Origin of the sequence: Streptomyces sp. NPDC052023 (assembly GCF_044548465.1) — a bacterium.
Taxonomy (GTDB): Bacteria; Actinomycetota; Actinomycetes; order Streptomycetales; family Streptomycetaceae; genus Streptomyces.
Map to the genome: position 1 here is coordinate 1 of NZ_JBIUBW010000041.1, position 17818 is coordinate 17818.

Consider the following 17818-nt stretch of genomic DNA (forward strand, 5'->3'; position numbering starts at 1 on the left):
GCTACGAACGCTCAGCCGACCACTTCCTGGCCTTCACCAGCATTGCCTGCACCCTCATCTGCTACCGCAGACTCACCAAATGAGACGACTTCTTAAATGAGACGGCGATCTTGCAGGTCGCGGTCTCCCACTGCTCAAGATCGCGTCTGTTCGCTGGGGGATCCCCTACCGAACAGCCCCCACGGCCCCGCTACCCCTTCCGGCCGTATCTCGGCTGACCCCCAGGACCCGGCCGGCGGATCGCCGGTGAGCCGGGCCTCGCTCCGGGCCGACCTCGCCAACGCCCAGGCCCGCAACACCCGCCTGACCGCCTGCATTCAGCAGTTGGAGAAGCGACTGTCGCAGGCCCTGGGAGCTCAGGCATGGCAGGAGTCAGGGCTCGGAGCCCTGGCGGACATCGACGACCTCCAGCGGAGGATTACGAGGCTGGAGCAGCACAACGTCGAGCTGACCTCCGCGTTGGAGGAGGCCCGATCCGATCTCGATGCCGCGAGGAAGGCCAACCGGGACCTGACCAGAGCACTGAACCAACGCGGCTGAGGCGGCCACCGACCCGGATCGTCAGCACGCCAGGCGGTCCGGGTCTATCGGGCGATCGGCGGTTCCGGAGCGGACGTGACAACGGCTGCCAAGTCGGTGCCCGCTCGAAGCAGTGCCACGGTCCGCATGGCGATCTGGTCAAGACGTTGTTGCAGGATGCGTTGCGTTTCTCCCAGACCGTCGAGCTGGTGCAGGGAACCCATGATGTCGCGCACTGCGGGAATGCCGTAACCGGTGCCGCGGAGGGCCGCGACGATTCGGGCCGCTCTGATCGCTGAAAGCCCGTATCGACGTGCTCGCAGTGACGTCACTCGCTCGGGGATGACGAGCCCTTCCTGCTCCCAGAACCGCAGGGTCGAGGGACGGACAGCGAGCGCTGCGGCCAGCTGCGTGATCGTCATCGCGTCGCTCTCCTGCTCGAACTCGGGTGTGTTCGACTCACCCTGGATCGCACGCAACGCTTGTTGAGCACGCAGGGCCTCGTCCCGTTCCCGCGCGAGCCGAACGTGCACCGCGCTGACCGCCGAGGCTGCCTCCGCGATCGTCTCCGTCCGCAGCTCCGCGAGCATCTGCCGGGCTGCGACAGGCCCAACAGCACCGGCGAGTCCGCGATAGGCGCCAAGAGCATGCACGTGCGCTGATGTGTATGAACGGTAACCGTTGCTCGATCGAGCGGCTGGGGGAATGACTCCCAGCCGCTCCAGGTCGCGAACCTGTTGCACCGAGTACCCCGACTCTCTGGCGACATCGACTGTTCTCAGCGGTACTCGTCGCGAACCGCTCGTGGCCTCGTCCACCAGCCAACCCCACATAAGCACTTGAAGGTGATGCTTGAACCATGAGTATGGAACAGATCATCGCGACCGTGCAAAGCCTCGACGGCGCGCTCGTGCTTGTCCCGGAACCGGGAGGCGACTTCCCCGAACTCGCCTGGGGAGACGCGTTCTTCTACTACGCCCCCGACGGCCAGATACCCAAGAACGTTCAGCCCTACGGGACGATCGTCACCAAGAACTACCCCGACGACACCGCTTCCGACCTCGACTCCCCGGGCCGCTGGCGCGTGAACGTCAACGTCGACCGTGCGACGTTCCAGGAGCTCACCGGAGAGGAGCCACGCAGCATCAGCCGTCCTCGCGACTACGCGGCCGCCGACAGCGTGATGCCGCATCCGGTGTACGGCCCGCTCGGCTGGATCTCCGTCGTCAATCCGGGCGAGAGGACAACGGACACGGTCGTGCAGCTACTACGCACCGCTCACGAGGCTGCGCGTGCGCGGTTCGCACGGCGACATGAACCAGGACCTGCCTGATGCAGCACTGGCGCCACAGGTGTTGCGCACGAAACTGTCGCTCACACCCGGCGCTGAGCTGCACAAAGTGCTCTCCACTCGCCTCGCGCCACATGGTTACCCCCTCCTGAGAAGGCGGCCTCCGCTGCCCGTCGTGGTCGGTGGAGATCGCCTTTACATCGATGCAAGAACGCTCTCAGCATCGTGAACAGCGCTGGACATGCCAGTGGCGCGCGGATGCGTCCGCAGGTGGATGGAGAGGTCAACTGCGCGTACCGGCCCTGCCCGTGACGCCGTGCCGGCCCGGTGCTGCGCGCGGTCTGGACAGTCACCCGAGCGCGTGCTGTCATTCCGCTGTCACAGGATTTCCAACGTTGAAAGAGCCGCCTGACCGCACCCGTACCGGCGTTCCCCTGTGGCCGGTTCCGGTCGAAGGCCTTCGTGCGAGGAAAGGTTCGATGACGAGACAACACATCCGCCCACGCGCCGGAGTGTGGGCGCTGCTGACCGCGGCGGCCCTGGTGCTGCCCCCGAGCGGGCTGATGGCCACCGCCACGGCCGCGGAGCCGGCCGGCCATACGTCGGCGCCCTCCGCCGGGCAGTCCGGTGTCGAGGTGCACGGCCTGAAGGGCGAGTACTTCAGCATGTCGGCGCCCGGAGCCCGGGACTTCGCCGAGCTGGGTGGCACCCTGCTCGACCCGCAGATCAACTTCTCCGGACTCACCAGTACGTTCCAGGAGCTGAACGGCAGGACGGAGCACACCACGGCCCGCTGGACCGGGCAGATCGAGGCACCCGCCACCGGTGACTACACGTTCTACGCCATCGGCGACAACGGCTTCCGGCTGTTCATCGACGGCGAGCCGGTCATCGACCACTGGGAGCCGGACTGGGACCGTGAACAGACCAGTGTGCCCGTCAAGTTGACCGCCGGGGAGAAGCACGAATTCCGCCTGGAGATGTTCCAGGACTTCGGCGGTTCCAACATGTTCCTGCGCTGGTCCACCCCGGACCTGCCCAAGCAACTCGTGCCGATGTCGGCGTTCACCCCGCCGGAGGGCTTCGAGGTCTATCCGGTGGAGCTCTCCGTGGCCGCGGACGGGCGGCGGCTGCGGGCCCGGTTCGAGGGCAGGGTCGGTGACCTGCGGGCGGTGAAGGACCATCTGAAGGTCGAGGCCGACACCACACCGATGCCCGTCAGGTCGGTGACCACCTTCCCCGGCGACCGCGACTCCCTGCTCGTCACGCTCGCCGAGCCCATCCAGAAGGACCAGCAGGTAAGGGTCACCTACGACGGCCAGGGTGGTCTGACCTCCGGAGGCGAGACCGTACCGAAGATCATCCGCTACGCCGGGAACGCCTCCACCCACCGGCTCACCACCTCCTGGGGTGACCGGCTCGACGAGAGCAACCCGCTGCCGGAGTACCCGCGCCCCCAGCAGGTGCGCGCCAGGTGGAAGAACCTCAACGGCCCCTGGCAGTTCAGCGGCGCGGCGGCGGGCGAGCAGCCGGTGTTCGGCAAGGACCTCGACGAGAGGATCGTCGTGCCGTTCCCGGTCGAGTCGCAGCTCTCCGGGCTGGAGCGCCACGAGGACCACATGTTCTACCGCAGGCTGGTGAACGTGCCGAAGGACTGGAAGATCGGCAAGGGCGACGACAGCAACCGGCTGAAGCTCAACTTCGGCGCCGTCGACTACCGGGCGCGCGTGTGGGTCAACGGCACCCAGGTCGCTGAACACACCGGCGGTTACGACGCCTTCAGCGCCGACATCACCGACGCGCTGAAGGGCACCGGACCGCAGGAGGTCGTGGTCGCGGTCACCGACACCGGCGGTGCCGACCAGCCGATGGGCAAGCAGTCCACCAACCCGGGCGGCATCTTCTACACCCAGTCCTCGGGCATCTGGCAGACGGTCTGGATGGAACCGGTGGCCGATGCCGCCGTCGATAACGTTGTCACCACCCCGGACATCGACACGAGCAGCCTCGCGGTCACGGTCGAGTCGCGGAACGCGTCCGCCGGAGCCCGCGTCGAGGCCGTCGCCCGCGACAGGCGCGGCAAGGTCGTCGGCAGGGTGAGCGGTCCGGCCAACGAGCAACTGCGGCTGCCCGTCGCCGATCAGCACCTGTGGAGCCCCGACGATCCCTACCTCTACGACCTCGACGTCAGGCTCACCGACGGCAGGTCGACCGACAGGGTCGGCAGCTACTTCGGCATGCGCGAGATCGGCATCGCGAAGGTCGGCGGGTTCCAGAAGCTGGTGCTCAACGGGAAGCCGGTCTTCTCCCTGGCCACGCTCGACCAGGGCTTCTGGCCCGACGGCCTGTACACCGCGCCGAGCGACGAGGCCCTCGCCTTCGATCTCAAGGCACACAAGCAACTGGGCTTCAACGCCGTCCGCAAGCACATCAAGGTGGAGTCGCCCCGCTGGTTCTACCACGCGGACCGGCTCGGCCTGCTGGTCTGGCAGGACTTCGTCTCCGGGAACATCACCAACGAGACCGGACGGCGCGCCTTCGTCGACCAGGGCATGGAGGTGATGCGGGAGCATCACAACGCGCCCTCCGTGATCAGCTGGATCGTCTTCAACGAGGGCTGGGGCGAGTGGGACCGCACGGAGACCGGACGCATCGCGGAGTCCGTGAAGGCGGCCGACCCGTCCCGTGTCGTCAACGCGCACAGCGGTGTCAACTGCTGCAACTCGAAGGGTGATTCCGGCAAGGGCGACATCATCGACCACCACGACTACAACAACGAGGACCCGCCGTTCCCCGACCGCAGGGCCGCGCTGGACGGCGAGCACGGCGGCTTCACCCTGCGCACCCCGGGACACATGTGGCCGGGTGCCCCGACGGTGATCTACAGCGGTGTCGCCGACAAGGAGGCGCTGACCCGCAAGTACGTCGAGAACACCGAGGAGTTCTACCTCGACCAGGCCGGAGCCGAGCTGTCCGGATCGGTCTACACCCAGATCACCGACCTGGAGAACGAGCTCAACGGGCTCTGGACCTATGACCGCAGAGAGATCAAGGTCGACCCGGTCAGGGTCCGTGAGGTCAACCGCCGGGTCATCGCCGCCGGCGCCGCCGCGGGCGAACGGCAGCCCCTGAAGGGCGGCGGGCACTGGTCGCTCGACGAGGGCACCGGGACCACCGCGAAGGACGACGGGCCGAACGCGAGGTCCCTGACACTGAGCGAGGGCACCACCTGGACGCCGGGCGTCAGGGGCAGCGCGCTGAAGTTCGACGGCCAGGGCCGGTACGCCGAGACCGACGGCCCGGTGCTCGACACCACCGGAAGCTACTCGGTGTCCGCCTGGGTGCGGCTGGACGAGCTGCCCGGGAACTACGCCACCGCTGTCAGTCAGGACACCCGGCGCCAGGCCAGCCCGTTCTACCTCCAGTACGGGCGGGGCGCCTTCGCCTTCAGCACGCCGGGCGGACACCGCGCCCGGCTGGTCACCACCCCGGAGAAGGGCCGCTGGTACCACCTGGTCGGAGTCCGTGACGGCACGGACAACACGATCACGCTGTACGTCGACGGAAAGCAGGCGTCGACCGCCACCGGCGGCGCGGCCTACCCCAGCACCGGCGCCCTGGCCGTCGGCCGGGCCCAGTGGGACGGCGCGGACACCGACTTCTGGAACGGCTCGGTGGACGAGGTCCACGCGTACGACAGGGCCCTCACCGCCGAGGAGGTGAGCGCCCTGCACACCGGCGAGCGCCCGTAGCCCGGACCACGGCCGCAGGCCCCGGCGGGAGATGACTGCCCGCCGGGGCCTGCTCGCGTCCGGTGAAGAGAGCCGGGTTGTCCGAGGTGTGCGTCCCGCCGGGGTGGCGAGCCACAACTGGGCGTCGTAGTGGCGCAGATATCGGCCCGTTGCGCCCGCCGCCCGAACCAGGGAAGCGGGGAGCGCGGGGTGCCTACGCCAGTTGCCGTCTGCGGCCCAGCCAGGTCTGCGCGACCACGACCACCGCCAGGAAGGCGCCGCTGACGACCTGCTGGTAGGAGGAGTCGAGGGAGCCGATCTGGTTGATGACGTTCTGGATGACCTTGAGCAGCAGCACACCGACCAGCGAGCCGCTGACGTAGCCGAGGCCGCCGGTCAGCAGGGTGCCGCCGATGACGACCGCCGAGATGGCCTCCAGTTCCATCCCGTTGCCGAGGATGGTCACCCCGGAGGCGAGCCATGCGGCGTTGAGTGCTCCGGCCAGTCCGGCCAGCAGCCCGGAGAGCGTGTACACAAGGATCTTGGTCCGGGCGACCGGGGCGCCCATCAGCGCCGCCGCGTCCTCGTTGCCGCCGACGGCGTACACGTGCTGTCCGAAGCGGGTACGGCGCAGCACCACGGCTCCGGCGGCGAACAGCGCCAGCGTGATCCACACCGGATTCCCGAGGCCGAGGGTGCTGCCCTGGCCCAGTTCGGCCAGGAACGAGCCCTTGCCGATCAGATAGGTGTCCGCCCCCTCGTCCGTGAGGGCCAGCAGCAGGCCGCGCGCGCCCAGCATGGCGGCCAGCGTGACGATGAAGGGGGCAAGCCGGGAGCGGGCCACGAGCACGCCGTTGACGACACCGATCAGCCCGCACACCGCCAGCGGCAGCAGCAGGGCGACCAGGGTGCCGTGCCGCGATCCCCACGCGGCCAGGACACCGCCGAGCGCGAACAGCGAGCCGACCGACAGATCGATGCCGCCGGTGATGATCACGAAGGTCATGCCGAGGGCGACGATGGCCAGGAACGCCGAACTGGTGGCCATGTTGCTCACGTTGTCACCGGTGGCGAAGGAGTCGAAGCTGAACGACGCGACCAGGCAGACGAGCGCCAGTACGGCGAGCGCGCCGTGCTGCTGGATCACCGCGCTCAGCCGCTCGGAGCGGGCGGAGCCGACCGGCTCGGTCTCCGACGACGGCTGTCTGCTCGCGGTCGTCACGGGTGCGTCCGTTCCGGTGGCGGTCATCGCTTCCCCCGTCCCCGCGCCGCGTACACCGCGGCGACGATCACTATGGCCTGGGCGATCTGGGTCCACGAGGGAGGCAGATCGTGCTTGATGAGGGTGGCCGTCAGCAACTGGATCAGGACGGCGCCCGCCACGGTGCCGGCGATGTTGACCCGGCCGCCGGTCAGCGGGGTGCCGCCGACGACGACCGCGGTGATGGCGGAGAGTTCCATCAGGTTGCCCAGCGAGGTCGGGTCGCTCGCCTGGAGGCGGGCGGTGGCGAGCACGCCGGCCACGGCGGCGAGCAGCGCGCAGACGACGTACACGGTGATCAGTACACGGCGTACGGGCAGTCCGGCGAGCTGTGCGGCGGGGCGGCTGTCGCCGATCGCCAGCAGCTGCCGGCCGAAGGTGGTGCGGCGGACCACGAAGGCCAGCAGCAGCGCCAGCGCGGCCGCGATCAGGATCAGATACGGGATGCCGAACACGTCACCGGAGCCCAGGGAGGCCAGCGACGGGTTGCGCAGGTCCTCCAGCTGCGGCAGCAGCACCAGCGCAAGGCCCCGGCCGCCGACCATGAGCGCCAGGGTCGCGACGATCGGCTGCACTCCCACGAACGCGACCAGCGCGCCGTTGGCGAGGCCCACCCCGGCCGCGAAAGCGGCGACCACCAGCAGCGCGGGCAGCAGCCCGTAACCGAGGTAGAGCGCGGTGACGGAGGCCGCCAGCGCCATCACGGCGCCGACGGACAGGTCGACGCCCTCGGTGCCGATGACCAGGGCCATGCCCAGGGCGACGATGACGACCGGCGCGACCTGGACGGCCTGGGTACGGAAGTTCTCCGCGGACAGGAAGTGCGGGGTGATCACGATGTTGACGACGAGCAGTACCGCCACTCCGGCGTAGACGCCGTAGGTCTGCAGCCACTGCAGGACGCGGGCCCTGTCCAAGGGGGCCGTGCGCAGGGCGGCTTCAGCCATCGGTCGGCACCTCCTCGGCCGGCTCCCGCGTGGGGGAGTCCCCGGCGATGGTCCGCATCAGTTTGTCCTCGTTGACGTCGTCGCCGGTCAGCTCGCCGACGACGGCTCCGTCCTTCAGTACGACCACGCGGTCGGACCCTTCGATCAGTTCCTCCAGGTCGGAGGAGATGAGCAGGACGCCCAGGCCGTCGGCGGCCAGTTCGTCGACCAGCTTCTGCACCTCGGCCTTGGCGCCGACGTCGATGCCGCGGGTCGGCTCGTCCAGGAGCAGCACCTTGGGGTTCATCGCCAGCCAGCGGGCGAGCAGCACCTTCTGCTGGTTGCCGCCGGACAGTTCGCCGACCTTCTGCCGCGGGGAGGACGCCTTGATGCGCAGCCGCTTCATGAAGGTGGCCACGATCGAGTCGACACGGGACTCGGAGACCAGGCCGAAGCGGGACAGGCGCGGCAGGACGGCGAGCGCGATGTTCTCGCGGACCGACAGGCCGGGGACGATGCCCTCGCTCTTGCGGTCCTCGGGCAGCAGGCTGACGCCGGCCCGGATGGCGGCCGCCGTCGAACCGCCGCGCAGCGGCACGCCGGCCACGGTCACACGGCCCGAACGCACCGGCAGCGCGCCGGAGACGGCCTTCGCCGTCTCGGTCCGGCCGGAGCCGAGCAGGCCGCCCAGTCCGACGACCTCGCCGGGCCGGATGCTCAGCGAGACGCCGTGGAGCTGGTGCGGGACCGTCAGCGCGTGTGCCTCCAGCACCGGTCGGGCCTCGGTGGCGCCGTGGTCGCCGGTGAACTTCGTCAGGCCCTCCTTGCGGACCTCGCCCAGGTCCCGGCCCAGCATGGTCGACACCAGGGCGAGCCGGTCGAGATCGGCCAGCCGGCCGTGGTGGACGCGGCGGCCGTCGCGCAGCACGGTGACGGTGCTGCACACGGCGTACAGCTCGTCCAGGCGGTGGCTGACGTAGACGACCGCGATGCCCTCGTCGCGCAACCGCCGGATCACCGAGAACAGCGTCTCGACCTCGCGCGGTTCGAGGGAGGAGGTCGGCTCGTCCATGACGACGATCCGCGCGTCGGTGGCCACGGCGCGGGCCAGCGCCACCATCTGCTGGGCGCCGACGCCGAGGGTGCGCAGCGGCCGGCGGACGTCCACCCCGACGCCGTAGGTGCGCAGGGTCTCGTCGGCCTCCCGGTTCATGCGGGCCACGTCCAGCACGCCGAAGCGGTTGCGTGGCTCCCGGCCGAGGTGGAGGTTGCGGGCGACGCTGAGCAGCGGGATCAGGTTGACCTCTTGGTAGATGGTCGAGATCCCCGCCTTCTGTGCCTCCAGGGGGGTGGCGAAGGAGACCTTGCGGCCCTGGAAGGTGATCTCGCCCGCGTCGGGCCGGTGGACGCCCGTGAGGAGCTTGATGAGGGTCGACTTGCCGGCGCCGTTCTCGCCGATCAGGGCGTGGACCTCGCCCGCGTGCAGGGTGAGGTCCACGTCGTCCAGGGCCCGGACGCCGGGGAAGGTCTTGCTCAGGCCGCGGACGGCGAGGACGTCGGCGGATGGTGCCGCCACCTGTGCCTCCAGGAGGAAGGGGTCGAGGGAGGACGGTGCGGGCCCGGACCGGACGTCCGGGCCCCGGGAGGGTCAGTAGGCCCGGCCGATGTCCGTCTTCGCGTTGTCCCTGGTGTACGCGCCGTCCTCGATGACGATGTCCTGCGCGACTTCCTCGCCCTGGGTGAAGGCGTCCAGCGTCTGGAACGCCAGCGGGCCGAACCGCGGGTTGGACTCGATGACACCGCTGATCCAGCCGTCGACGATGCCCTGGACGGCGTTGCGGGTGCCGTCCACGGTGACGATCTTGACGTCGCCCGGCTTCTTGCCGGCGCCCTTGAGCGCGGCCACCGCGCCGAGCCCCATCTCGTCGTTCTCGGCGTAGATGCCCTTGATGCCGGGCTTGGACTGGATGAGCTGCTCGGTGACCTGCTGGCCCTTCTCCCGGGCGAAGTCACCGGTCTGCTCGAAGACCACCTTCAGCTCGGGTGCCTTCTCGGCGATCCGCTCCTTGAAGCCCTTGGTGCGCTCGGTGGTGACGTTGTTGCCGGCCGAGCCGAGCAGGATCGCGACCTCGCCCTTGCGGCCCGTGGCCTCGATCATCTGGTCGGCGGCACGCCGGCCCTGCTCGACGAAGTCCGAGGCGATGAAGGAGACGTAGTCCTTGCAGGCGGTGGCGTTGATCTTGCGGTCGATCGTGACGATCGGGACCTTCTTGGCGGCGGCGGCCTGCAGCACCGGGTCCCAGCCGTCGGAGTTGAGCGGGGCGATGACCAGCAGGTCGGCGCCCTTGGCGAGCAGGTCCTGGACGTCGCTGATCTGCTTGGAGAACTGGGACTGGGCGTTGGCCGTCAGCAGCTTCACGCCCCGCTTCCCGGCCTCGTCCTTGATGGACTGGGTCTCGGCGATGCGGAAAGGGTTGGCTTCCTTCTCCGACTGGGAGAAGCCGACGGTGGCCTTCTTCAGGTCCAGCTTCTCGCCGCCGTAGGCGTCGACGGTGCAGGTCTTGCCGCCGGGCTTGGGGGTGGCGACCTTCTGTTCGGCGCCGGCGGCGGTCGTCGGCGACTTGGTGTCGTTCGACGCGTCGTCCTCCGACTTGGCGCAGGCGGTGGCGGTCAGGGCCACCGCGGCGGCCAGGGCCGCGACCGTGGGACGGACTGGGAGGCGAGGACGGTGAGTTGTGCGCTGCATGGTGACCCCGATCCGGGCGACGCGGTAAGGGAACTGGGGAGGTGCGGGACGGTGCAGGGGCGATGCCTCCCCGGGCGGACAAACGTTGTCAGGTCCGCCGCAAGAGGTTTTTACATCGTTGGAAGGATGCTGTAAACCCCTTCTGCACGGGGGCACTTGGACCGTGGGGGAGGGGAACCGGCCGCGGAGGCGGCCGATTTACCGGCGCCCCAGGGTGCTCTCCCGCTCCACCAGGCTGTACTCCGCACGGATACGGCGGGGTGCGGGAGCCGCACCGCTGAGCCGCGCGAGCACGGACTCGACCGCCAGCCTGCCGATGGCCTCCTTGTCGGGTGAGACGGAGGTCAGGGTCACCGCGCCGAAGCGTCCCTCGACGACGTCGTCGAAACCGACGACCGCGATGTCCTCGGGGATCCGCAGTCCCCGCTCGTGCAGCACCCGCATGGCGCCGATGGCCATCGGGTCGTTGTAGGCGAACAGCGCGTCCGGACGCCGCCCGCTGTCCAGGATGCGCGTCATGGCCGCCGCGCCGTCCGCGTGCCCCCAGCCGTCCGTCTCCGCCACGAGCCCGCTGTCGGCGGGGAGTCCGGCCGCGGTCAGCTCCTCGCGCCAGCCGTGCACCCGCAGTTGGGCCGGCTCGCTGCGGCCTCGCCGGGCTCCGATGAAGGCCACCTCGCGGCGGCCGAGCCCGATCAGATGCCGCACGGCCGCGCGGGCCGCGGCGACGTTGTCGATGGCGATGTGGTCGTACGGCAGGTCGTACTCCCGCTCACCGAGCAGGACGAGCGGCACCTGTTCCGTGCGGTCGCGCAGGTCGTCGGTCTCCAGCTCGATGGGGCTCAGGATGAGCCCGTCGATGACGCGCGCCCGGAAGCCCTGACTGACCAGCACCTCCTGCTCACGGAGACCGCCGGTGTGGTCGAGCAGCACGATGTAGTCGTGCGCGGCGGCGGCGTTGATGACGGCGGCGGTCAGTTCGGCGAAGTAGGGGTTGCCCAGTTCCGGCAGGGCGAGCGCGATGATGCCCGTGCGGCCCTTGCGCAGGTGCCGGGCGGTGAGGTTGGGCCGGTAGCCGAGCGCGTCGATGGACCGCTGGACGCGCTCGCGCATGACCGGCGTGACGTGCTGGTAGTTGTTCACCACGTTGGAGACGGTCTTGATGGAGACCCCCGCGTGCGCGGCGACGTCCTTGAGGCTGACCCGCACGGCATTCCCTTCGAAGTGGCCCCGACTCGGGTGGTCGGTTGGGGTGTTGTGTCGTCACCGTGAGCCGTGCGCCGAGTCCCTGTGGGTGAGTTTTACAACGTTATATATCCGAGATCGCCGGACTGACAAGGCACCGGTCGGCACGTTCCGGAAGGTGTCGTGACGGTCCGGCCGCGACCGCCGCCCCCGTCCCGTGCATGGGCACGCCGTCCGGCGGTACCGCGGAGCCCTCATCGCCGTGCAGGGCGAAGACGTCCGTGGCGAGAAAGACGCACTGTGCGTATCCCTGGCACCGGTTGAGATCGACGACAAGCCTCATCTCGAACCCGCTCCCCGCGCGGGCCGCGACAGCCGTGGGCCCGCGGCCCCGTGCGCTCGGTCCTTCTGGCTCGTGGCATGCCTCCACTTCGGGGTCGATCCGTCCGGAGGCAGCTCGCAACGCGGGACCCGCGCCCTAGGGACCGTCGTCAGGGGGAGGCGTGGCCGGTGTCTCGCTGCCGCGCCGGTCCGGGTCCGTGTCGTGGTCCGTGCCGTAGAGGCGGAGTGCGGTCAGGGACGCGACGAGTCCGTCGCCGCTGCGTGGATCGAAGCCGGTGAGTTCGTGCCAGCGGGTGAGCCGGTAGGCCAGTGAGTTCGGGTGCAGGTGCAGTGCGCGGGCCGCCGCGGCCGCCGACAGGCTGTGGCCGGCGAAGGCGACGACCGCCTCGGCCAGGTGGGGGTCCGTGCGCGCGGTGGCCGCGGCCCTGGTGAACAGCGGGGCGAGGCGCGCGGCGTGTCCGCCGAGGCTGGCGTCGAGCCAGGCGTCGGCTGCCCACGAGGTCGTCCGGCGCATCCGGGCCGAGATCCCGGGCTACGCCGCCGTACCGGCGGAGGATCACCGCCGGTTCGTGCTCTGACGAGGTCCGCGAGGAGCGGCACGGCCACGTCGGCCAGTTCCTGCCCGGTCCGCACGACGTCCAGGGTGGTGCCGATCCGCTTGGTGGCCTCGCCCAGGACGGCCAGCCGCTCACGTGCCCGCCGGCCGCCCCATCACCTCCGCGGCCGAATAGCCGACGAGGTGCCAGGGTCCGTACCGCGGTGCGCAGTTGACCCATGGTGGCAGCGGCGTTGATCCCGTGTCCGACGACATCGCCGACGACCAGCGCGATCCGCCCGCCGGGCAGCGGGATCACGTCGAACCAGTCGCCGCCCACGCCGTGGTGGCTGTCGGCCGGCAGGTAGCTCCAGGCCACGTCTGCCGCGGAGCCCCCTGTCGGGGCGTGGGGCCGCGATGGCCGGAGCCGGCCACCCGCGGTCATCGATCCGCACGGCCATGTCACCTTCCCCGATCTGCCCACGGGAGCGCCACTCGGTGTCGGCCTGGTGCCCTTCGAGTCCGTGGAGCTGGAACTGCCCGAGGGGAGCGTGCTCGCCCTCTACACCGACGGCCTGATCGAGGCTCACGACCAGGACATCGGTGCCGGCATGGACCGCCTGGCCGCGCTCCTGGCACGCAACGGCCTCCCGCTGGACGAGCTCTGCACCCTGGCGGTGGACACGCTGCCGGCCAAGGCGCCGAGCGACGACGTCACCCTGCTGCTGGTGCGGACCCGCTCGTTGAGCCCGGGCCACGCCGCCTCCTGGCGGCTGCCGGCCGACCCGGCGTCGGCCGTGGGCCGTGCCCGCGCCCTGGCCACCGGCGTCCTCAACCGGTGGGGACTGCACCACCTGGTGGAGTCCACGGAACTGATCGTCAGCGAGCTGGTCACCAACGCCATCCGCCACGGCACCGGCACGATCGGCCTGAGCCTCGTCCGGCATGAAGCGCTGACCTGCGAGGTCTCCGACACCGGCAACAGCTACCCGCGCCTGGCCCGTGTTCCGGCGACAGAGGAGAGCGGTCGCGGCCTGTACCTCGTCTCGCGACTGGCCCGCAGATGGGGAAGCCGCCACACCCCGACGGCAAGCTCATCTGGGCCGAACAGCAACTCACGCCGGGGCCCTGATCACGAGCCCCCCGGTTCACCACACGCGCCGGCCGTCACCGGCACGAGAACCCTCACAAAAAGAACGATCACGAGAACCATCACAGGAACAAGGAAAGACATCCCATGGACCAGACACTCGAAAGGCAGGCGCGCTTCGGCGCGGTCTGCGGCGTCCTGTTCGGCCTGTCGCTGGGTGTGCCCGGCCTCATCGAGGCGTTCACCGGGGAGACGGCCGCGACCAGTCTCATCGTCGGACTCGGCGTCGCGGCCTTCGGGGTACCGGCGCTCATCTGTTCCACCTCCGTCAGGCGGACGTCTCCGGCCGCTTCGGAGCGGTCGCCGCCGCCGTCAACATCATCGGCCTCGGGCTCTTCGCCGGAACGTCGTTCGCGTACAACGTGGTGCTGTTCTTCGTCGAACCGGCCGTCGTCGACGCCGTACTCGAGGGGCCCACGCGCTGGGCGGTCCTCGGCGCGGGCGTGGTGCACGTCGTAGGAACCCTGCTGTTCGGCGTCTCCATGGTGCGCGCGGGTGTGCTGCCACGGCCCGCGGCCGTGGGTTACACCGTCACGCTGACCCTGCTCGCCCTGCTCGGCAACCTGCCCGACTCCGTGTTCAGCAGCGCCAACCACGTGGCCGCCTGCGTCTGCCTGGTAGCCCTGTCCCGTTCCGTCCGGCGGGCAGGCCGGCCCGGCGAACCCCGGATCCACGTCACGGGGTCGCGCCAGGCAGGGACGTGATCCGATCCCGGTTCCGCTCCTGAGGCCGGGGCCGCTCAGGCCCCGGCCACCAGGCCGGGCACGGCGGCGAGCGTCCGCGTCACCTGCCCGAAAGCCACGCTGCCACCCTGAGCGACCTCCGGCGAACCGCCACCGCGGCCGTTCAGCAGCCGTTTCACCAGCAGGTCCCGTACGGCCAGGGCGAGCGCCCGCGCCACCCTCGGTGGTGGCCGTGGACATCGGGACACCGTCTCCCCGCGGGCGGTCCGGGAGAAGGCCCCGCGCCAGGAGAAGTCCAGCCGGAGAGGGGCGGGGCGGTTGCAGCCGGCCTCAGCGGTCACCGTGCTCTTCCGATCGCCACCGACGGCCAAGAACGACAACTGCACAACCCGCGGCCACCGAGGCGGCTGCGATGCCGCCGAGGGTGAGGGCCTGCGACGTCGCTCGCCCGGAGCCGGTGGTGGCGAGGACCGGGTCGCCAGAGCCCGTTGCGGTGCCTCCGGCGGCCCCCGCCGCCTGTTCGATCAGGCGGCTGACGGCGTCCGGCTGGGACACCGCGACGGCGTGTGAGGCCTTGACCTCGACGGTGTGCGCGTGGGCGCGCCGCGCCATGAAACGCTGCGAGGCCGGCGGGATGTTGCGGTCCTCGGTGGTGATCAGGGTCCACGAGGGGATGGTCTTCCAGGCGGCCTTGGTGGCCTTCGCCTCCAGGGCCGAGGCGGCCACGGGACGCTGGGCGGCGGCCATGAGGTCGGTGACCGACCTGGGCACGTCGGCGGCGAACTGGTCGTGGAACTTGTCGGCCTTGATGTACTGATCGGTGCCGGTGCCACCGCCGGGGAGGGGGAAGGGCACGTTGTCGAGGGCGGCGCCCAGCGTGCTCCCCGGGAACTTGCCGGACAGTTCCAGGGCACTCTCCCCGGCCGCAGGGGCGAACGCGGCCACGTAGACGAGCGCCTTGACCTGGGCGTCACCGGCGGCGGCTTCACTGATCACGGCGCCGCCGTAGCTGTGACCGACCAGCACCACCGGCCCGTGCAGGCTCTTCAGCACGCTGTGGACGGACGCGGCGTCACCGGCCAGCCCTCGCAGCGGGTTGGCGGGCGCGATGACCGGATACCCCGCCTGCTGCAACCGCTTGACCACCCCGTTCCAGCTGGAACCGTCGGCGAAGGCACCGTGCACGAGCACGACGGTCGGTTTCACCTTGCCACCGGCGCCTCCGTCAGCCGAAGCCGCTGCCGCCGGGACCGCGCACAGCGCGGCGGCGGTGAATCCGGCCGCCGCGCTGGTGAGACGCCGTGTGTGGCGTCGTATGCCATGGACCGCACTCATTCTGTTCGCCTTTCCGTCAGGCCTCACGGACATCAGCTTCCTGCGTTCGGGTCGCCGGGCCAGCTCGCCCGGTGCGATCGGGTGAACCTGGTACGGCAGGCGGGTGCAATGGCTGTCGCGAGAGGCGTATGCGCGATCAAGTCGCCGACGGCGATCCGCGCGTGAGGTGCCGCGGGAGGTCTTCACGGTGACGTCTGGCATCACGTGGCACCGCATGGCACCGCTTGGTGCCATCCGGCGCCACCTTGGACCGCGTCCTGGTCCGCGGGGGTGTGGGTCGGCGGGACGTCGGCCCGCAGCCGCGAGTGCCAGAGTGTTTTCGCTGGTCATGGCGGCAATCTCGCTTGTCACCCCTGGGGGGCGCCTCATGCGTCACCGACGGGGTTGTCGACGAAGTGGCAGACGGGCTTGCCGATGGCGCCATTGTGGTGCCATTATGGCGTCATGGACCTCACTCCGTATGTCGACTCCCTGCGCCGCGAACTCGCGGTGGCCGCCGAAGCGGGCGGTGACGAAGCTCGCGAGCTGGCCGAGAGGCTCACCGCTCCCTTGGAGTCGGCGGCCCGGCTGACCATGCTCCACGTGCTCTCCGCCGCGATGGACGAGATCACCCGTGAACTCGCCCCGGGCTCGGTCGACGTCCGGCTGCGCGGGCTCGACCCCGACTTCGTGGTGACGCCACCGCCCACCGACGCCGGCGCCCCGGCGGAGCCGGCCGCGCCCGTGGAACCGCTCAAGGCGCAGGCACCCGCCGACGGTGACGAGGGTGGCACCGCCCGCGTCAATCTGCGTCTGCCTGCCCACCTCAAGGCGCGCGCCGAGGAGGCCGCGAGCCGTGAGGGCCTGTCGGTCAACGCGTGGCTGGTGCGGGCCGTGTCGGCGGCGGTCGACGGCGGCGCCCGGCCGCGTACGACGGAGCGGACGCACACCCTCGGACAGAGCTTCACGGGCTGGGTGCGCTAGCCGCGCCCCCGCCTCGTACCACTTCACTCACACCACGTCCCACCTGCGGGGACGGCCCAAGGATTCATGAGGACGGGACAGCCATGCCTTCTTTCGACACTCCCGAACCGATTTCGGTCACCGCCTACGTCTACGCCGGTTCCATCCGGTTCACCACCAGCGAGCGGCTCGACACCGCCGTCGACGTCCGGCCCCGCGTCCCGAAGAAGGACCTGGACGTACGGGCTGCCGACCAGACCGAGGTCTCCTACGTGAGCGGCGTGCTGACCGTCAGTACGCCCAAGGCCAATCTGCTCGGGCGTGGCGGCACCGTCGACGTGACGGTGGAACTGCCCACGGGCTCGAGCGTCGACGTGTCCGGTGCCGCGGTCAGTGTGATCGGCGAGGGCCGGCTCGGCGAGGTCCGGGTGAAGACCTCGGCCGGTGACGTCCGCCTCGACACCACCGGCCCGCTGAAGCTGACCGCGTCGCACGGCTCCAGCACCGTCGACCGGGTCGAGGGCATGGCCGAGGTCACCAGCAGTACCGGCAACCTGCGCATCGGCACCGTCCACGGCCCCGCCGTCCTGAAGAACTCGCACGGAGCCACGACCGTAGGCGCCGTGACCGGCGAGCTGCGGGTGAGTGGCGCCAACGGCAGCATCGACATCGGGCGCGCCGAGGCGTCGGTCACCGGCACCGCGACCCACGGCTCCCTTCGCGTCGCCGAAGTCGTCCGTGGCGACGTCCAGTTGCAGACCTCCAACGGCCCCATCGAGGTCGGTATCCGCGCGGGCACGGCCGCCTGGCTGGACGTGAGTTCCCACCGCGGTCAGGTACGCAACACGCTCGCCGCGTCCGATGCCCCGGAACAGACCGAGGAATCCGTCAAGGTCCGGGCACGGACCAACTGGGGCAACATCGACGTCCTCCGTGCCAGGGCCTGAGCGCTGTCTCCCCTTCGCACCGGCCCCACCTCCTCAGCATCCCCCAGTCACTTCAGCCTTCGAACGGGAGGGCTTCATGCCTTCGTCTGTCATGCCCACGTCCAAGCTGGGGAGCGGCAAGTCCTCTCCGGCCGCCATCTCCGCCCTCGGGCTGCGCAAGTCCTACGGCGACAAGACCGTCCTCGACGGCATCGATCTGCGCATCCCGGCCGGGTCCGTGTTCGCGTT

At 70.2% G+C, this 17818-nt stretch carries 16 protein-coding genes and 3 pseudogenes; 8 read left to right on the top strand and 11 right to left on the bottom strand.

What is annotated here, in order from left to right; translation table 11 throughout:
• Window positions 1-246: 246 nt before the first annotated feature.
• Window positions 247-540, top strand: a complete 294-nt coding sequence (locus ACIHCM_RS37045) for a hypothetical protein (RefSeq protein WP_399906322.1) — start codon at window positions 247-249, stop codon at window positions 538-540.
• Between the two features lie 44 nt (window positions 541-584).
• On the opposite strand, the gene ACIHCM_RS37050 is transcribed toward ACIHCM_RS37045, so the two are convergent.
• Window positions 585-1352, bottom strand: coding sequence for a MerR family transcriptional regulator (locus ACIHCM_RS37050; protein ID WP_399906325.1), 768 nt, complete (start codon window positions 1350-1352; stop codon window positions 585-587).
• A 32-nt stretch (window positions 1353-1384) separates the two neighbouring features.
• Here ACIHCM_RS37050 and ACIHCM_RS37055 point away from each other — a divergent pair, with 32 nt between their 5' ends.
• Together ACIHCM_RS37055 and ACIHCM_RS37060 are read left to right on the top strand one after the other, a co-directional pair.
• Window positions 1385-1852 carry a DUF6194 family protein gene (locus ACIHCM_RS37055; RefSeq protein WP_399906366.1) on the top strand — a complete coding sequence of 156 codons (468 nt, stop codon included), beginning with the start codon at window positions 1385-1387 and terminating at the stop codon, window positions 1850-1852.
• 437 nt (window positions 1853-2289) lie between these two features.
• Complete coding sequence (locus tag ACIHCM_RS37060; RefSeq protein ID WP_399906328.1) at window positions 2290-5562, top strand: LamG-like jellyroll fold domain-containing protein; 3273 nt, start codon at window positions 2290-2292, stop codon at window positions 5560-5562.
• Window positions 5563-5755: 193 nt separating this feature from the next.
• Here the strand turns inward: ACIHCM_RS37060 and ACIHCM_RS37065 are convergent, their stop codons facing one another.
• From ACIHCM_RS37065 to ACIHCM_RS37100, 8 genes and pseudogenes are all read right to left on the bottom strand, one after another.
• Entirely contained in the window at window positions 5756-6790 is a 1035-nt protein-coding gene (locus tag ACIHCM_RS37065; protein ID WP_399906331.1) for an ABC transporter permease, read from the bottom strand.
• Window positions 6787-7749: an ABC transporter permease gene (locus ACIHCM_RS37070; protein ID WP_399906334.1), complete on the bottom strand. Its 963-nt coding sequence runs from the start codon at window positions 7747-7749 to the stop codon at window positions 6787-6789. Before ACIHCM_RS37070 ends, ACIHCM_RS37065 begins: the two co-directional genes overlap by 4 nt.
• Complete coding sequence (locus tag ACIHCM_RS37075; RefSeq protein ID WP_399906336.1) at window positions 7742-9304, bottom strand: sugar ABC transporter ATP-binding protein; 1563 nt, start codon at window positions 9302-9304, stop codon at window positions 7742-7744. Before ACIHCM_RS37075 ends, ACIHCM_RS37070 begins: the two co-directional genes overlap by 8 nt.
• A gap of 72 nt (window positions 9305-9376) precedes the next feature.
• Window positions 9377-10474: an ABC transporter substrate-binding protein gene (locus ACIHCM_RS37080; RefSeq protein ID WP_399906341.1), complete on the bottom strand. Its 1098-nt coding sequence runs from the start codon at window positions 10472-10474 to the stop codon at window positions 9377-9379.
• Window positions 10475-10672: 198 nt separating this feature from the next.
• Window positions 10673-11680 carry a LacI family DNA-binding transcriptional regulator gene (locus ACIHCM_RS37085; RefSeq protein ID WP_399906343.1) on the bottom strand — a complete coding sequence of 336 codons (1008 nt, stop codon included), beginning with the start codon at window positions 11678-11680 and terminating at the stop codon, window positions 10673-10675.
• 100 nt (window positions 11681-11780) lie between these two features.
• Complete coding sequence (locus ACIHCM_RS37090; protein ID WP_399906346.1) at window positions 11781-11999, bottom strand: ferredoxin; 219 nt, start codon at window positions 11997-11999, stop codon at window positions 11781-11783.
• A gap of 135 nt (window positions 12000-12134) precedes the next feature.
• Window positions 12135-12512, bottom strand: coding sequence for a helix-turn-helix domain-containing protein (locus ACIHCM_RS37095; RefSeq protein ID WP_399906349.1), 378 nt, complete (start codon window positions 12510-12512; stop codon window positions 12135-12137).
• 226 nt (window positions 12513-12738) lie between these two features.
• A pseudogene (locus tag ACIHCM_RS37100) lies at window positions 12739-12930 on the bottom strand (PP2C family protein-serine/threonine phosphatase); the annotation flags it as partial.
• Between the two features lie 79 nt (window positions 12931-13009).
• On the opposite strand from ACIHCM_RS37100, the pseudogene ACIHCM_RS37105 reads away from it, so the two are divergent.
• Window positions 13010-13549, top strand: a pseudogene (locus ACIHCM_RS37105) (SpoIIE family protein phosphatase); the annotation flags it as partial.
• A gap of 496 nt (window positions 13550-14045) precedes the next feature.
• Window positions 14046-14387, top strand: a complete 342-nt coding sequence (locus ACIHCM_RS37110; RefSeq protein WP_399906351.1) for a hypothetical protein — start codon at window positions 14046-14048, stop codon at window positions 14385-14387.
• Window positions 14388-14422: 35 nt separating this feature from the next.
• Here ACIHCM_RS37110 and ACIHCM_RS37115 read toward each other — a convergent pair whose 3' ends face one another.
• Window positions 14423-14707, bottom strand: a complete 285-nt coding sequence (locus ACIHCM_RS37115) for a hypothetical protein (protein ID WP_399906354.1) — start codon at window positions 14705-14707, stop codon at window positions 14423-14425.
• Entirely contained in the window at window positions 14697-15701 is a 1005-nt protein-coding gene (locus ACIHCM_RS37120) for an alpha/beta fold hydrolase (RefSeq protein WP_399906357.1), read from the bottom strand. Before ACIHCM_RS37120 ends, ACIHCM_RS37115 begins: the two co-directional genes overlap by 11 nt.
• Before the next feature lie 444 nt (window positions 15702-16145).
• Here ACIHCM_RS37120 and ACIHCM_RS37125 point away from each other — a divergent pair, with 444 nt between their 5' ends.
• From ACIHCM_RS37125 to ACIHCM_RS37135, 3 genes and pseudogenes are all read left to right on the top strand, one after another.
• Window positions 16146-16664, top strand: a complete 519-nt coding sequence (locus ACIHCM_RS37125) for a toxin-antitoxin system HicB family antitoxin (protein ID WP_399906359.1) — start codon at window positions 16146-16148, stop codon at window positions 16662-16664.
• Window positions 16665-16747: 83 nt separating this feature from the next.
• Window positions 16748-17590, top strand: coding sequence for a DUF4097 family beta strand repeat-containing protein (locus ACIHCM_RS37130; RefSeq protein WP_399906363.1), 843 nt, complete (start codon window positions 16748-16750; stop codon window positions 17588-17590).
• A gap of 91 nt (window positions 17591-17681) precedes the next feature.
• Window positions 17682-17818, top strand: a pseudogene (locus tag ACIHCM_RS37135) (ABC transporter); the annotation flags it as partial.

What these genes read in the sequence shown, in the direction of transcription:
- ACIHCM_RS37050 (WP_399906325.1), bottom strand. Translation starts at nt 1,352, where the DNA reads ATGTGGGGTTGGCTGGTGGACGAGGCCACGAGCGGTTCGCGACGAGTA.
- ACIHCM_RS37055 (WP_399906366.1), top strand. Translation starts at nt 1,385, where the DNA reads ATGGAACAGATCATCGCGACCGTGCAAAGCCTCGACGGCGCGCTCGTG.
- ACIHCM_RS37060 (WP_399906328.1), top strand. Translation starts at nt 2,290, where the DNA reads ATGACGAGACAACACATCCGCCCACGCGCCGGAGTGTGGGCGCTGCTG.
- ACIHCM_RS37065 (WP_399906331.1), bottom strand. Translation starts at nt 6,790, where the DNA reads ATGACCGCCACCGGAACGGACGCACCCGTGACGACCGCGAGCAGACAG.
- ACIHCM_RS37070 (WP_399906334.1), bottom strand. Translation starts at nt 7,749, where the DNA reads ATGGCTGAAGCCGCCCTGCGCACGGCCCCCTTGGACAGGGCCCGCGTC.
- ACIHCM_RS37080 (WP_399906341.1), bottom strand. Translation starts at nt 10,474, where the DNA reads ATGCAGCGCACAACTCACCGTCCTCGCCTCCCAGTCCGTCCCACGGTC.
- ACIHCM_RS37090 (WP_399906346.1), bottom strand. Translation starts at nt 11,999, where the DNA reads ATGAGGCTTGTCGTCGATCTCAACCGGTGCCAGGGATACGCACAGTGC.
- ACIHCM_RS37095 (WP_399906349.1), bottom strand. Translation starts at nt 12,512, where the DNA reads ATGCGCCGGACGACCTCGTGGGCAGCCGACGCCTGGCTCGACGCCAGC.
- ACIHCM_RS37120 (WP_399906357.1), bottom strand. Translation starts at nt 15,701, where the DNA reads ATGAGTGCGGTCCATGGCATACGACGCCACACACGGCGTCTCACCAGC.
- ACIHCM_RS37125 (WP_399906359.1), top strand. Translation starts at nt 16,146, where the DNA reads ATGGACCTCACTCCGTATGTCGACTCCCTGCGCCGCGAACTCGCGGTG.
- ACIHCM_RS37130 (WP_399906363.1), top strand. Translation starts at nt 16,748, where the DNA reads ATGCCTTCTTTCGACACTCCCGAACCGATTTCGGTCACCGCCTACGTC.